Annotated in this window: 14 protein-coding genes; 3 read left to right on the forward strand and 11 right to left on the reverse strand. The window is 61.8% G+C overall.

The features are described from left to right. Positions 1–197 precede the first annotated feature (197 nt). The 3 genes from JTY93_RS01230 to JTY93_RS01240 form a co-directional block, all read right to left on the reverse strand. Positions 198–2546: an FdhF/YdeP family oxidoreductase gene (locus JTY93_RS01230; RefSeq protein WP_205477185.1), complete on the reverse strand. Its 2349-nt coding sequence runs from the start codon at positions 2544–2546 to the stop codon at positions 198–200. After that, positions 2543–3382: a formate dehydrogenase accessory sulfurtransferase FdhD gene (fdhD, locus tag JTY93_RS01235; RefSeq protein WP_205477184.1), complete on the reverse strand. Its 840-nt coding sequence runs from the start codon at positions 3380–3382 to the stop codon at positions 2543–2545. The genes JTY93_RS01230 and fdhD overlap by 4 nt, the downstream gene beginning before the upstream one ends. 115 nt (positions 3383–3497) lie before the next feature. Beyond that, on the reverse strand, positions 3498–4367 hold the full coding sequence (locus JTY93_RS01240) for a LysR family transcriptional regulator (RefSeq protein WP_169991853.1): 870 nt from the start codon (positions 4365–4367) through the stop codon (positions 3498–3500). Between the two features lie 135 nt (positions 4368–4502). Between JTY93_RS01240 and lysM the strand changes: the two genes are divergently transcribed. After that, positions 4503–4943 carry a peptidoglycan-binding protein LysM gene (gene lysM / locus JTY93_RS01245; protein WP_205477183.1) on the forward strand — a complete coding sequence of 147 codons (441 nt, stop codon included), beginning with the start codon at positions 4503–4505 and terminating at the stop codon, positions 4941–4943. A 106-nt stretch (positions 4944–5049) separates the two neighbouring features. Here lysM and yrfG read toward each other — a convergent pair whose 3' ends face one another. Further along, positions 5050–5718 (reverse strand): GMP/IMP nucleotidase, encoded by a 669-nt coding sequence (gene yrfG, locus JTY93_RS01250; protein ID WP_205477182.1) that lies wholly within the window; start codon positions 5716–5718, stop codon positions 5050–5052. Between the two features lie 91 nt (positions 5719–5809). On the opposite strand from yrfG, the gene nudE reads away from it, so the two are divergent. Then, complete coding sequence (gene nudE, locus JTY93_RS01255) at positions 5810–6376, forward strand: ADP compounds hydrolase NudE (RefSeq protein WP_205477181.1); 567 nt, start codon at positions 5810–5812, stop codon at positions 6374–6376. Continuing rightward, on the forward strand, positions 6373–7209 hold the full coding sequence (gene cysQ / locus JTY93_RS01260; protein ID WP_205477180.1) for a 3'(2'),5'-bisphosphate nucleotidase CysQ: 837 nt from the start codon (positions 6373–6375) through the stop codon (positions 7207–7209). Before nudE ends, cysQ begins: the two co-directional genes overlap by 4 nt. A 144-nt stretch (positions 7210–7353) precedes the next feature. On the opposite strand, the gene JTY93_RS01265 is transcribed toward cysQ, so the two are convergent. From JTY93_RS01265 to rfbB, 7 genes are read right to left on the reverse strand one after another with little or no spacing between them, the layout of a single operon-like run. Next, positions 7354–7809 carry a thioesterase domain-containing protein gene (locus JTY93_RS01265; protein ID WP_205480183.1) on the reverse strand — a complete coding sequence of 152 codons (456 nt, stop codon included), beginning with the start codon at positions 7807–7809 and terminating at the stop codon, positions 7354–7356. Positions 7810–7835: 26 nt separating this feature from the next. After that, positions 7836–9218, reverse strand: coding sequence for a sigma-54-dependent transcriptional regulator (locus JTY93_RS01270; protein ID WP_205480185.1), 1383 nt, complete (start codon positions 9216–9218; stop codon positions 7836–7838). Next, positions 9215–11023: a sensor histidine kinase gene (locus tag JTY93_RS01275; RefSeq protein ID WP_205480188.1), complete on the reverse strand. Its 1809-nt coding sequence runs from the start codon at positions 11021–11023 to the stop codon at positions 9215–9217. The genes JTY93_RS01270 and JTY93_RS01275 overlap by 4 nt, the downstream gene beginning before the upstream one ends. 36 nt (positions 11024–11059) lie before the next feature. Beyond that, positions 11060–11941 carry a dTDP-4-dehydrorhamnose reductase gene (gene rfbD / locus JTY93_RS01280; protein ID WP_205480197.1) on the reverse strand — a complete coding sequence of 294 codons (882 nt, stop codon included), beginning with the start codon at positions 11939–11941 and terminating at the stop codon, positions 11060–11062. Beyond that, positions 11938–12483, reverse strand: coding sequence for a dTDP-4-dehydrorhamnose 3,5-epimerase (gene rfbC / locus JTY93_RS01285; protein ID WP_205480199.1), 546 nt, complete (start codon positions 12481–12483; stop codon positions 11938–11940). The genes rfbD and rfbC overlap by 4 nt, the downstream gene beginning before the upstream one ends. Next, a complete protein-coding gene (rfbA, locus tag JTY93_RS01290; RefSeq protein WP_205480202.1) occupies positions 12480–13355 on the reverse strand; it encodes a glucose-1-phosphate thymidylyltransferase RfbA in 876 nt (291 codons plus the stop codon). Before rfbA ends, rfbC begins: the two co-directional genes overlap by 4 nt. Continuing rightward, positions 13352–14434, reverse strand: a complete 1083-nt coding sequence (gene rfbB / locus JTY93_RS01295; RefSeq protein WP_205480204.1) for a dTDP-glucose 4,6-dehydratase — start codon at positions 14432–14434, stop codon at positions 13352–13354. Before rfbB ends, rfbA begins: the two co-directional genes overlap by 4 nt. Positions 14435–14548 lie beyond the last annotated feature (114 nt).

Consider the following 14548-nt stretch of genomic DNA (forward strand, 5'->3'; position numbering starts at 1 on the left):
CGATCCTGAGGTTGTCGGAATATTCTTACAATCGAATTCCGACCAGTGGTGCGGGTTGTATACAATTAGCTAAGTTACTGTTTTAAATAGGGAACTTAAGTGGATTTTGCCGGTCTTTAGCTACTTCGGAACGGCCGCTTTCATGCAAAAGCGGCCTTTTTTGTGCCCGTAAAGATCGTTCCCAAGCGTGGAACCGATCAGGCGATTCTGGCCATGATCAGGCCATTGTCGCTGGCCGCTTCCAGGCGAATTGCCACGAACTTGGAGGTGGGCGTATGGCTACCATCCCCAGTGCTTTCCAGCGGCACCAATGGGTTGACCTCCGGGTAATAGGCCGCCGCCTGCCCTGCCGGAATATCGAATGCCAGCAAGGTAAAGCCCTTGACCCGCCGTTCACGGCCATCATCCCAGATCGATACGATATCGGCCTTCTGCCCCGGCTTGAAGCCCAGGCGGATGATGTCGGCTTCGTTGACGAACAGCACATCGCGCTGGCCCTTGACACCCCGATAGCGGTCATCCAGGCCATAGATAGTGGTGTTGTACTGATCGTGGGAACGCATGGACTGCATGATCAGGTCGGGCAACTGACCAGTGGCGCGGGTGCGTTCATGCACCAGGTCTTTGGGCAGGATGTTGGCGCGGAAGTTAGCGCGGCCTGACGGGGTATTCCAACGGCGGGCGCCGGCGCTGTTGCCCAGGTAGAAACCGCCTGGGTGCTGTACACGCTCGTTGAAGTCCTTGAAGCCGGGAATGGTATCGGCGATCAAGTCGCGAATGCGGCGGTAGTCGGCCACCAGCCAGTTCCAGTCCACCGGCTTGCTGCCCAGGGTGGCAGCGGCGATGCCGGCGAGAATGGCCGGCTCCGACTTCATCAGTTTCGACAGTGGCTGTAACTGGCCATTGGAGGCGTGCACCATGCTGAACGAGTCTTCGACCGTCACTGCTTGGGGGCCATCGGCCTGAATATCGATGTCGGTACGTCCCAGGCACGGCAGGATCAAGGCCTGTTTGCCGTGGGCCAGGTGGCTGCGATTGAGCTTGGTGCTGATCTGCACCGTCAGGTCGCAGTTGCTCAAGGCCTGGAAGGTGCGAGGGCTGTCGGGCGTGGCTTGTGCGAAGTTGCCGCCCAGGCCGATAAACACCTTGGCACGGCCTTCGAGCATGGCGTGGATCGCTTCGACCACGTTATGCCCGTTGTCGCGGGGCACTTTGAACTGGAAGCGACGCTCCAGGGCATCCAGGAAGGCCACTGGCGGCCGTTCGTTGATCCCCATGGTGCGATCGCCCTGCACGTTGCTGTGGCCGCGCACCGGGCAAAGGCCGGCGCCGGGGCGGCCGATGTTGCCGCGCAGCAGCATCAGGTTGGCGATTTCCTGGATGGTCGGCACCGAGTGCCGATGCTGGGTGATGCCCATCGCCCAGCACATGATCACGTTCTTGCCTTTGGCATACATGCGTGCCGCCTGCTCGATCTCCACCAGGCTCAGGCCGGACTGCTCGACGATTTCATCCCAAGAGGTGTCGTCGATCTTCGCCAGGTAATCCAGCACGTTGACCGTGTGTTCATTGAGGAAGTCGTGGTCGAACACAGCCTCCTTGCCTTCGGCCTGGGCCTGGCGCTCCCACAGCAGCAGGAACTTGGCCATGCCGCGCAGGATGGCCATGTCGCCACCCAGTGCTGGTCGCAAGTACGCAGTGTTGGTTGGCTTGTCGCCGTTGGTGAGCATTTCCAGCGGGTGTTGCGGGTGCTGGAAACGTTCCAGGCCACGCTCTTTGAGCGGGTTGATACAGACCACCTGGGCGCCGCGCTTCACCGCTTCGCGCAGCGGTTCAAGCATGCGCGGGTGGTTGGTGCCGGGGTTCTGGCCCCAGACGAAAATCGCGTCGGCGTGTTCAAAGTCGTCAAACGTCACCGTGCCTTTACCCACGCCCACGCTTTGCGCCAGGGCCACGCCGCTGGCTTCGTGGCACATGTTCGAGCAATCCGGGAAGTTGTTGGTGCCGTAGGCGCGCACGAACAGTTGATACAGATACGCGGCCTCGTTGCTGGCGCGGCCCGAGGTGTAGAACTCGGCCATGTCCGGGCTTGGCAGGGCTTGCAGGTGCTTACCGATCAGGTCGAAGGCCGACTCCCAACTGATGGGCTTGTAGCGGTCGGTCTCGGCGTCATAGCTCATCGGCTCGGTCAGGCGGCCCTGGTATTCCAGCCAATAGTCGCTTTGCTCCAGCAGCGCGCTGACGCTGTGTTTGGCGAAGAACGCCGCATCCACCCGGCGCTTGGTGGCTTCCCAGTTGACTGCCTTGGCACCGTTCTCGCAGAACTTGACCATGCCGCTTTCCGGCGAGTCCCCCCAGGCGCAGCCGGGGCAGTCGAAGCCGCCGTTCTGGTTGGTCTTGAGCATCATGCGGATATTTTTCAGCGCGTTGTCGCTGGTCAGCCACGCCTGCGCCACGCTGATCAGTGCGCCCCAGCCGCCAGCCGGGCCTTTGTAGGGCTTGTAGCGCGGGGTCGGGGTTTGGTCGGCTTGGTGATGATTGCTCATGGCTGATACTCCATCGCAGGGCTGTAGACCCGCGGCGCGCTTTTTTGCGGCAGGTGGATAAGATTGAGGTTGTGCCGGCGCGCCCATTGCAGGGCCAGGCCGGTGGGCGACGACAGGCTGACCAGGGTCTGGATGCCCGCGCGCAGGACTTTCTGGATCAGTTCGAGGCTGCAACGGCTTGTGACAATTGCCACGCCGCCTGTAGTCGGGATGCGCTGACGGACCAAGGCACCGATCAGTTTGTCCAGGGCGTTATGCCGGCCGATATCTTCGCGGCCCAGCAGCAGTTCACCCTGGTTATTCATAAACACCGCCGCATGCACCGCGCCGCTGTATTGGCCCAATGGCTGAAAGGCGCTGATGCGCTGGCGCAAGCCCTCCAGCCACGCGGCAGGCGGCAATGGTGCGCCCGGCAACACCTTGAGGTCCGGCAGCGCTTGCTCCAGCGCTTCCACTCCGCACAGGCCGCAGCCGCTGGTGCCAGCCAGTTGCCGGCGTTGTTGCTTGAGGTTCCAGAAGGCGCGGCTGGAGATCTGCACCTGGGCGTACTGGGCCGAGCCTGTGCCGCTCAATTGCAGGTCATAGATATCGCTGATGTCGCTGATGATGCCGCTGCCCAGGCTGAAGCCGACGATAAAGTCTTCAAGATCGGTGGGCGTCACCAGCATCACGGCCTGGCTGATGTCGTTATAGGCAATCGCCAACGCGACTTCCTCGGCCAGCGCGGTGCTGGTCGATTGCGTGTGGTCGAGGTTGCAATACTGATAACTCTGGCTGGCGGCGGGCGCGGGCGTTGTCAGGGCGGGCGCCGCGCATGCTGGGCGCTGGGCGTTCATGAAGTCTAGTCACCGGCGAAGTGTTCAGAGTGAAGACTAGGCGCGACAAAGGGTCGCGTCTAATCGTCAGTACTGATCTTGCGATAGATGACGTCGATCAAGGTTCCAGTAGCGATTACTGATAAAGCGCGAAGCACGCCTCGGCCAGCGCCGAACGCGGCGCGCTGCGGCGCATGATCAGCCCTAGCTTGGCCAGGGTTTGCGCGTTTTCGATGGGTTGCAGGCGCAGGTGCTCGGTCAGGGCGTCGAGGCCACCGTCCAGGGGCATTACCGCACAACACAGGCCGCCGTGCACCGCCTGCAGCAACTGATGGACGGCATCGGTTTGCAGCAAGGGTTGGGGGGTCAGGCCGCGGCTGTGGAAGTTGTGGTCGATGGATTGGCGAAAGTGCATGCCGCTGGTAAGCATGCCCAAGGGCAGTTCGATCAGCGCCTCCCAGCTCAGGGGCTTTTCGCCGAAGCTGAAGAACCGTTGGTCGTACAGCAGGCCCATACGGGTTTCTTCCAGGGCCAGGGAGTCAAAGCGCTCGGCGTCCAGGCGCTCGAGGTAGGACACGCCCAGGTCCAGGCGATTGCTCGCCAGTTGTTCGAGGATCTGCTCGGAGCTCAGGGCCGATAGCTCAAAGCGCAGGCTGGGGTGCTGCTTGTGCAACGCTTGCATCAAGGCCAGCGGATCGAAGCTCGACAGCGGCACCACCCCCAAGCGCAATGTCCCCACCAGGTTGCCACGGCAGGCGGCCGCTTCGGCCTGCAGGCCGTCATAAGCTGCCAGCACCGTACGCGCCCAGGCCAACACCCGCTCGCCGGGGGCGGTAAAGCCCTCGAAACGCTGGCCGCGATTGACCAGCGGCAGCTCCAGCTCTTCTTCCAGGCTGCGCAGGCGCATCGACAGGGTCGGCTGGGTAATGTGGCAGCGCGCGGCGGCCTGGCCGAAGTGACGGGTTTCGTCGAGGGCGATGAGGAATTTCAGCTGTTTGATGTCCATCTTCGCTCCGGGGCTCTTATTCCAATGGCGGGGGGATTCTAGCGCGTTTGCGTCATTGGTCGGACTGGAACCAAGGTCTGTAAGACTGGTCTAGTCTTTGGCATCTGGAAACCCAATCCCAAGGAGAGCGCACGTATGAGTATTTTTAGTTTTGTTAAGGAAGCAGGCGAAAAGCTGATTGATCTGTTGACGCCGGGTAATGCGAACGCGAGTGATGAACTGAAGAAGCACATTGAAGCCGTCGGGCTGGGCAATCCGAATGTGACGGCTACTGTTGATGGTGACAAAGTCACGATCACCGGTGAGGTTTCCAGCCAGGAAGAGAAGGAAAAAATTCTGCTGGCCGCAGGTAACATCGCAGGCGTCGCCAGTGTGGAGGATAAGATTACCGTCACCGGGCCTGCTGTGGCCGCAGCTCGCTTTGTTGTCGTGAAAAAGGGCGACACCCTGAGCGCGATCTCTCTGGCCGTCTATGGCAACGCCAATCAGTACAACAAAATCTTTGAGGCCAACAAGCCAATGCTCAAGGATGTGAACAAAATCTACCCAGGGCAGACACTGCGTATTCCTGAGTAAGCTTGTCCCCTTGTAGGAGCGAGCTTGCTCGCGAAGGTCGTTAACGATAACGCGGACATCCTGAATGAAAGCGCCGTCCAGACGTTTTTCGCGAGCAAGCTCGCTACTACAACGATAATTCTAAAATCAATTCCCGGTAATCCTCGACCGCATCGAACTCCGCCGTATCCTTCGGCCCTTTGCGGCTGTCCGGCTCCTTGACCGCCAACAAATGCCCCACGCCAAAATCCCGCGCACTGCGCAGAATCGGCAACGTATCGTCGATAAACAGGCTGCGCGCCGGGTCAAAATCGATATCTGCCTGCAACGCGTCCCAGAACTGCGGGTTTTCCTTGGCAAAACCATAGTCGTGGGAGCTGATCAGTCGCTCGAAATACGGCGCCAACTCGATGCGTTCCAGCTTCAAAGACAGCGAGTCGCGGTGGGCATTGGTGATCAGGATCACGCGCTTTCCGGCCTTTTTGATCGCCGCCAGAAAGGTATCGGCGTCCGGGCGCAGGGCGATCAAGTGGGCGGTTTCCAGCTTGAGTTCGCGCACCGGAATCTTCAGTTCGGCGCTCCAGAAATCCAGGCAATACCATTGCAACTGGCCGGCGTTACGCTCGAACAGCGGTTGCAACTCCATCTCGGCCATGGCCAGGCTTACCCCGTGCAGTTCGGCATAGCGCCGGGGCAGGTGTTCCATCCAGAAGTGGTTGTCGAAATGCAGGTCGAGCAAGGTGCCGTCCATGTCCAGCAGGACGGTATCGATATCGGACCAGGGCAGTGGCGGCATGGTGGGTTCTCAAGCAGGTAAGTAAATATATCCGACACAGACAATCGGAAAAGCCACGGTATAGTAACCCGATCACGCCAAGGAGCCGTTTATGCGCCAGAAACCCACCGTCCTCGCCCGCGAAATTGTCGCCAGTAGTCGTTTGTTCCGCGTGGAGGAAGTGCAACTGCGCTTTTCCAATGGCGTTGAACGGACCTACGAGCGCCTGGTGGGCCGTGGTGCAGGGTATGGCGCGGTAATGATCGTGGCGATGATCGACGCGGACCACGCGCTGCTGGTGGAAGAATACTGCGGCGGCACGGATGAGTATGAACTGTCCTTGCCCAAGGGCCTGATCGAGCCGGGCGAGGACGTGCTGGCGGCGGCAGACCGTGAGCTCAAGGAAGAGGCGGGCTATGGCGCACGGCAGTTGGAACACTTGACCGAACTGTCCCTGTCCCCCGGCTATATGAGCCAGAAAATCCAGGTGGTGCTGGCCACCGATTTGTACGAAGAGCGCCTGGAGGGCGACGAGCCCGAGCCTATGCGCGTGGACCGGGTCAACCTGCGCGAGCTTGCACAACTGGCGCAGAACGTGCAGTTCAGCGAAGGCCGCGCCCTGGCCGCGTTGTACCTGGTGCGTGACCTGTTGACCCAGCGCGGAGCCTACCAGCCATGAGCGAGTTGTTCCTCGGCCACCCCTACATTGCCCCGGTGATTGAACTGGCCCGCCAGGCCGGCGAGGCGATCCTGCCGTATTGGCGCGCCGATGTGGCCGTGACGGCCAAGAAGGATGATTCGCCGGTCACCGCCGCCGACCTGGCCGCCCATCATCTGATTCTCGACGGTCTCACCAAGCTGGACTCGAGCATCCCGGTGCTGTCGGAAGAAGACGCCGATATCGACCAGAGCGTGCGTGCCGGTTGGCAGCGCTGGTGGCTGGTAGACCCACTGGATGGCACCAAGGAATTTATCAGTGGCAGTGAAGAATTTACCGTCAACATCGCCTTGATCGAACAGGGGCGGGTGGTGTTTGGTGTGGTGTCGATGCCCACCAGTGGCCGCTGCTACTTCGGTGGCGCCGGCCTTGGAGCGTGGCGTTCCGACGTGAATGCTGCGCCCCGGCCGATCCAGGTGCGCCAGAAGCCCGCCGTTGGCGAGGCGTTCACCGTAGTCGCCAGCCGTCGCCATACCAGCCCCGAACAAGAGCGCTTGCTCGACGGATTGAGTGAAGGGCTGGGGGAGTTGAAACTGGCCAATATCGGCAGTTCCTTGAAGTTTTGCCTGTTGGCCGAAGGCAGCGCCGATTGCTATCCGCGCCTGGCGCCGACGTCGCAGTGGGACACCGCTGCCGCCCAGGGCGTGCTGGAGGGTGCTGGCGGCCAAGTGCTTGAGTTGAATGGCCAGCCGTTCAGCTACCCGGCGCGGGCGTCGCTGTTGAACCCGTTCTTCCTGGCTTTGCCGGCCAAGGCCGCCTGGCGCGAGCGGTTGCTGGCCCTGGCAAGGTCATAAACCGCCGCGACCAAAAATGTGGGAGCGGGCTTGCTCGCGAAAGCGGTGTATCAGCCAATACAAGTGCTGACTGATACACCGCTTTCGCGAGCAAGCCCGCTCCCACATAACCCCTGTGCCCACAGTGGTTATGTGTTGCAGGGTTTAGCGGTGCAGGACGTACTGCCCGGTAAACACCACTGCCCGCTCTTCACTGCCCTCATTCACTATCCATGTCTGCAACGCCAGCCGTGCCCGGCCATGGCGCTTGTAGGTCGTCACAAAGCGCTTCCACACCTTGTCTTCCGGCGCCTGGCAAATCGCCGTGGCGTCTTGGGTGACAGGCAATGGGTAGCTGATCTGCCCTTCCTGGATCACGATATGCCCGTCTTCGATCCCTTCCTCCCGCAATTGCAGGTGCAGCCAGCCCCAACCTGCGAGTACGGCGCCGCAGTACAAGCTGCCGCCAAACATGGTGCTCTTGTGATTGATATTGGCTTGCAAGGGTAAGTGCAGGCGCAGTTGCCGGTCCTGCCAGTCGAGCACCTTGAGGCCCATCTCCCGGGTGAGGGGGATGTCATGGTGCAGAATGGATTCCAGGTAACGGCTATCGCGGCTCATGGCGGTCTCTTGGCGGGGGGGAAAGGTCATTCGTCATCGGCATGGGCGTTGCCGCTGTCGGCAAAGCTCAGCCCATGCTTGCGCAACTTGTCATGCAAGGTCTTGCGTGGCACTCCGAGGGCTTCGGCCAGGCTGCGCACGGAGCTGTGGGGGCGACCGAGTTCGGCGGCGATCAAGGCTTTTTCAAAGTGCTCGACTTGCTCGCTCAAGCCACCGGTAGACATCGGTACGCCGGGCGCCGGGCCGTCGGGCGTGCTGTCCAGGGCCAGTTCCAGGCCGAGGGCGAAGCGTTCGGCGACGTTTTGCAGCTCCCGCACGTTGCCTGGCCAGTTATGGCGCAACAGCATTGCCCGTTGGCCGGGCTGCAACTCATGCAGTGGCAGGCCGTGGCGGCTACTGGCCTCGTCGGCGAAGTGCTGGAACAGCATCAAGGCATCTTCGCCACGCTCACGCAGGGGCGGAATGCGCAACGGCGCGACGTTCAGGCGGTAGTACAAGTCCGCACGGAAGCGCCCCTGGTCGGCGGACTGGCGCAGGTCTTCCTTGGTGGCGGCGATGATGCGGATATCCAGCGGGATCTGCTGATTACCCCCCAGGCGCTCGACCACGCGCTCTTGCAGCAGGCGCAGCAGCTTGACCTGTACATCCAAACTCATGCTTTCGATTTCATCGAGGAACAACGTGCCGCCGTTGGCAAACTCGAACTTGCCGATCCGCCGCTTCTGCGCCCCGGTAAACGCCCCCGGCTCATGGCCGAACAGTTCGCTTTCGACCACGGATTCGGCCAGCGCCCCGGCGTTGATGGCAACGAAGGGCCCGGTGCGGCGGTTCGACAGGTCGTGCAGGGCGCGCGCTACCACTTCCTTGCCGGCGCCGGTTTCACCGAGGATCAGCACATCGGCGCGGGTCGCCGCCAGCGCGCCAATCTGCTCGCGCAGGCGCAGCATCGGCGCCGACTGGCCCACCAGGCGGGTGCTCAGTTGCTGGCGATCACTCAGGGCCAGGCGCAGGCTACGGTTGTCCAGCACCAGTCGGCGCAGGCTCAGGGCGCGGCGCACGCTGTCGAGCAGGGCGTCGCTGGCAAAGGGCTTTTCGAGGAAATCATAGGCACCAGCGCGCATCGCCTGTACGGCCAGAGGCACATCGCCGTGGCCGGTGATCAGTAGCACCGGCAACTCCGAGTCCTGGCCGTGCAGTTCGGCGAGCAGCTCCATGCCGTCCATGCCGGGCATGCGAATGTCGCTGACCACCACCCCCGGCCAGTCACGTGACAGCTGCGCCGTGAGGCCGGTGGCTTCGCCAAGGGGCAGGACTTTCAGCCCGGCCAGGTCCAGGGTCTGGCACAGGGCCTGACGCAGGTGCGGATCGTCGTCGATCAACACCACCTGAATCTGGTTATCGATACTCATACACTGCGGTCCTCGGACGGTTGCAGACTGACGCCAGGTGCTCCGGCGCGCAGTTTCAAGGTTATCAGTGCGCCGCCTTCCTTGTGGTTGGCGAACAACAGTTCGCCACCAAAGGCACGCATCAGGGTGTCACAGATGGCCAGGCCCAACCCCAGGCCCTGGGTACGGGTCTTGGTGGTGTAGAACGGCTCGCCGGCGCGGCCCAGGGCTTCCATGCAGAATCCCGGCCCGTTATCGCGGATGTACAGGTTGACGCCTTGATCGGTGGATTCGGCACTCAGCCACAGTTTGCGCGGTGGGCCTTTTTCGGTGAGGGCGTCCAGGGCATTGGCCAACAGATTGCCCAGTACCTGGCGCAGGCGGGTTTCCCCGGCTTCCACCCACAGGGAGGCCTCTGGCAAGTCGCGGATCAGTTCCACTTCCATGGCCCGCCGACGCTTGGCCAGCAACGCCAGCGCATCGTCCAGGGCCGGTTGCAGGGCCACGCTTTCCGGGGCATGCCGGTCGCGGCGGGCAAAGGCGCGCAAGTGGGCGATGATCGAGGCCATGCGCCCGGTCAGTTCGCTGATCAGCTTGAGGTTGCCTCGGGCGTCGTCGGTGCGCTGGTGGTCGAGGAGGATCTCGGCGTTTTCCGCGTAACTGCGAATGGCCGCCAGGGGCTGGTTGAGCTCATGGCTGATGCTCGCCGACATGGTACCCAGCGCCGACAGTTTGCCGGCCTGCACCAGGTCATCCTGAGCGCGTACTAGCTCCTGCTGGGCATTTTCCCGCTCCAGTACTTCCTGGCGCAGGCGGCGGTTGAGGCCTTCGAGGTCGCTGGTCCGTTCGGCCACGCGCATTTCCAGCTCGCGCCGGGCCTTGGCTTCAAAGGCAATGCGTTCCAGGTAATGACGACGACGCTGCATCATCAAGCCGAGCAGCAGCATTAGCACCAGCAAGGTCGCGCCGCCGACCGCGACTACCGTGCGCACGGGGCGGTCGATCAGGGTGCGGGGGGTGAGGATTTCCACATTCCAGCCGGTTTCGGCGATTTCGCTGGATTGGCGCAGCCAGGCGCTGGGGCTGAAATTCAGGGGCTGCGGATCTCGGGTCGGATAGGGCTGGATCGCGATGATCGCCTGGCGCTCGGCCTCGGTCAGGGGCCGGGTCGCACGAAAACGCCATTGTGGGCGTGAGGTCAGGATCACCACGCCGTTGTGGTCAGTCACCAGCAGTTGTTCGGGAGTCTGGCCCCACAGGCTTTCGGTATGGTCCAGGTCAACCTTGACCACCAGCACGCCGATCACATGTTCATCTTCGCGCACCGCAGCGGCGAAGAAGTATCCGCGCTTGGCTGAGGTGGTGCCCAGGCCGAAGAAACGGCCCAGGCGCCCGGCCATGGCTTCGCTGAAATAAGGTCGAAAGGAAAAGTTGCGGCCGACGAAACTGTCCTGTTTGTCCCAGTTCGAGGCGGCCAGGGTCTTGCCGCGGGTGTCCATCAGGTACATCACTTCCACGCCTGCCTGGGCCGCAACCTGCTTGAGCAATTGGTTGGCGGCGACCAGGTTGGTGCTGACCTGGGGCGCCGCCAGGGCGGTGCGCAGGGCCGGCAGGTCGCCGAGGATTTGCGGCAGCACTTCGTAGCGGTGCAGGGTACCCAGCAGGTTGGCGACGTACAGGTCGAGGGTCTGGCGGTTCTGCCCGGCCAGTTCGCTGCGGTAGTAACGTTCGGCCAGATGCTCCAGCGGCCACAGCAGCGGGGCCAGGCACAAGGCCAACAGGGCCAGGCTGCGCCAGCGGGGTCTTGGTGGAAGGGGTGGAGTCATGGGAGTCATGCGCCTATGGGTACAGGCGCATTATGCCTAGTGCTGCTGTGCAAGACACTCGCGCAATGCTTCGCGCCATTGTGGTTGGCCGACTTGCCATTGTTGTTGCAGGCGGCTGCAATCGAGGCGCGAATTCAACGGGCGCTTGGCGGGCGTTGGGTAGTCACTGGCGGGAATCCCTTCAAGCGCGGCGCAGGCCTTGCCTTCGGCCAGCAGGTGCTCGCCAATGGCCTGGGCAAAGCCGAACCACGAGGTCTCGCCCTGGGCCGTCAGGTGATACACGCCCCAGTCTCCGGCCTGGCCGGCCTGCCAGCGCTCGATCAGTGCACGGGTGCTGTTGGCGATGGTCCCGGCCCAGGTCGGCGCGCCGATCTGGTCGGCGACGATGCGCATCTGCGGCTTTTCCTGGAGCAGACGCTGCATGGTCAGCAGGAAATTCTTGCCGTGGCACGAATACACCCAACTGGTGCGCAGGATCAGGTACTGACCGCCCACCGCCGCGATGGCCTGTTCGCCCGCCAGCTTGCTCATGCCGTAGACGCCCAACGGGTTGGGCGCGTCGTCCTCGCTGTAGGGCGCAGGTTTGCTGCCGTCGAACACGTAGTCTGTGGAGTAGTGGATCAACGCAATGCCCAGGACCTTGGCTTCTTCGGCCAGGATGCCGGGCGCGGTGGCATTGATCGCGAAGGCAACGTCGGGCTCGTTCTCGGCCTGGTCCACAGCGGTATGCGCCGCAGCGTTGATGATCAGCCCGGGGCGATGGCTGCGTACCTGTTGGCGGATCTGTTCGGGGTTAGTCAGGTCGAGCTGGTCGCGACCCAGCACCACCAGTTCGCCCAGGCCCTGGAGCCGCTGTTGCAACTCACGGGAAACCTGGCCGTGTTGGCCGGTGATGAGGATTTTCAAGGGTGTGCTCATGGGAACAGGTCGGCTTCCAGCAGGGGCTTGCCCTGCTGATCCTTGGCGGATAGTTGTGGCGGCTCGGTCAATTGCCAGTCAATGGCCAGCGTTGGGTCATTCCACAAAATGCAGCGCTCGGCACTTGGCTGGTAATAGTCGGTGGTTTTGTAGAGGAACTCGGCGTAGTCGCTCAGTACCACGAAGCCATGGGCGAACCCTTCCGGTACCCACAGTTGCCGATGATTCTGCGCAGACAGGCGCACACCCACCCATTGGCCGAAATTCGGCGAACCGCGGCGGATGTCGACCGCCACGTCCAGGACCTCGCCGGCGCTGACGCGCACCAGTTTGCCCTGGGTATGTTCCAGTTGGTAATGCAGGCCGCGCAATACGCCTTTCTGTGAGCGTGAGTGGTTATCCTGGACAAAGTTGCGCGTCAGGCCGGTGGCCTCTGCAAACGCGCGGGCATTGAAACTTTCGTAGAAGAAACCACGTTCGTCACCGAACACCTTAGGTTCGATGATCAACACGCCCGGCAGGGTGGTTTGGACGATATTCACTGGCGCTCTCCAGCCAGGGCGAACAGGTACTGCCCGTAGCCGGTCTTGCCAAAATACTTCGCCCGCTCGAGCAAATGCTCACGGTCGATCCAGCCGTTCTGGTAAGCGATCTCTTCCAGGCACGCCACTTTCAAGCCTTGGCGGTGCTCGATGGTTTGTACGTACTGCGAGGCCTCCAGCAGGCTGTCGTGGGTACCTGTGTCGAGCCAGGCGAAACCTCGGCCAAAACGCTCAACCTGAAGGTCGCCTCGTTGCAGATAGGCATTGTTGACGTCGGTGATCTCCAGTTCGCCGCGTGGCGAGGGTTTGATCGATTTGGCAATCTGGATCACGTCGTTGTCGTAGAAGTACAGCCCGGTCACCGCATAGCTGGATTTGGGCGTGAGAGGCTTCTCTTCGATGGACAGGGCGCGGCCTTCGCTATCGAAGTCGATCACGCCAAAGCGTTCTGGATCCTTGACCCAGTAGCCGAACACCGTGGCGCCCTTTTCGCGTTTGACGGCGCTGTGCAGTTGCTGGCTGAAGCTCTGACCGTGGAAGATGTTGTCGCCCAGAATCAGGCACACAGGGTCCTTGCCAATAAATGCTTCGCCGATCAGGAATGCCTGGGCCAGGCCGTCCGGGCTGGGCTGCTCGGCGTAGCTGAAGGTAACCCCGAACTGGCTACCGTCCCCCAGTAGGTTGCGGTACTGCGGCAGGTCCGCCGGGGTCGAAATCACGAGAATTTCCTTGATGCCGGCGAGCATCAGCACCGAGATCGGATAGTAGATCATCGGTTTGTCATAGATCGGCAACAACTGCTTGGACACCCCCAGAGTAATGGGGTGCAAGCGGGTGCCGGAGCCGCCGGCCAGTACAATTCCCTTCATCATGCGATCAAATCCTTTAGGTCGGTGTTGCCCAGTCGTTGTCCTTGATAGCTGCCGTCCTGCACCCGGCGGCACCACTCCAGGTTATCCAAATACCACTGAACGGTCTTGCGCAGGCCGGTTTCGAAGGTTTCTTCAGGAACCCAGCCCAATTCGCGCTCGATCTTGCTGGCATCGATGGCGTAGCGCTGGTCGTGGCCTGGGCGATCCTTGACGAAGGTGATCAGGTCGGTGAACTGGGCAACGCCGGCCGGACGCTGTGGCGCCAGCTCTTCGAGCAGGGCACAGATGCCACGGACCACGTCGATGTTTCTCTGTTCGTTGTGACCGCCGATATTGTAGGTCTCGCCCACCACACCTTCGGTGACCACTTTGAGCAACGCACGGGCGTGGTCTTCGACAAACAGCCAGTCGCGTACTTGCAGGCCATCGCCGTACACCGGCAGGGCCTTGCCTGCCAGGGCATTGAGGATCACCAGCGGGATGAGCTTCTCTGGGAAGTGGAACGGCCCGTAGTTGTTCGAGCAGTTGGTCAGCAGCACCGGCAAGCCGTAAGTGCGCTGCCAGGCGCGGACCAGGTGGTCGGACGCCGCCTTGCTCGCGGAGTAGGGCGAGCTTGGCGCGTAAGGCGTGGTTTCGGTGAACAGATCATCCACGCCATGCAGGTCGCCATACACTTCGTCGGTGGAGATGTGATGGAAGCGGAAGGCGCTTTTGGCCGGCTCTGGCAACTGTTGCCAGTAGGCGCGAGTGGCTTCCAGCAGGCTGTAGGTGCCGACGATGTTGGTCTGGATAAAGTCCGACGGACCGTCGATGGAGCGGTCGACATGGGACTCGGCTGCCAGGTGCATGATGGCCTGGGGCTGAAAGCGTGCCAGCACTGCGCTGACGGTGGCCTGGTCGATGATATCGGCCTGGACGAATTCATAGCGGGTATTGGTCGCAATACTGGTCAGCGACTCAAGATTGCCGGCGTAGGTCAGTTTGTCGAGGTTGAGCACTTCATGCCCGGTATGTTGAATCAAGTGCCGGACCAGAGCCGAGCCAATAAATCCTGCACCGCCGGTAATCAGAATGCGCATGTCAAAAGCCCTTTTCCTTAGACAGACATAAAGCGAATGGAGCATAGCTTGTGTTGTGGCGCGGGCCGGTGCAAGGGCGCGCGGTCAGATTGGCGGCTTGGCCGTCGCCCAGGG

Source organism: Pseudomonas hygromyciniae (assembly GCF_016925675.1).
Classification (GTDB): Bacteria; Pseudomonadota; Gammaproteobacteria; order Pseudomonadales; family Pseudomonadaceae; genus Aquipseudomonas; species Aquipseudomonas hygromyciniae.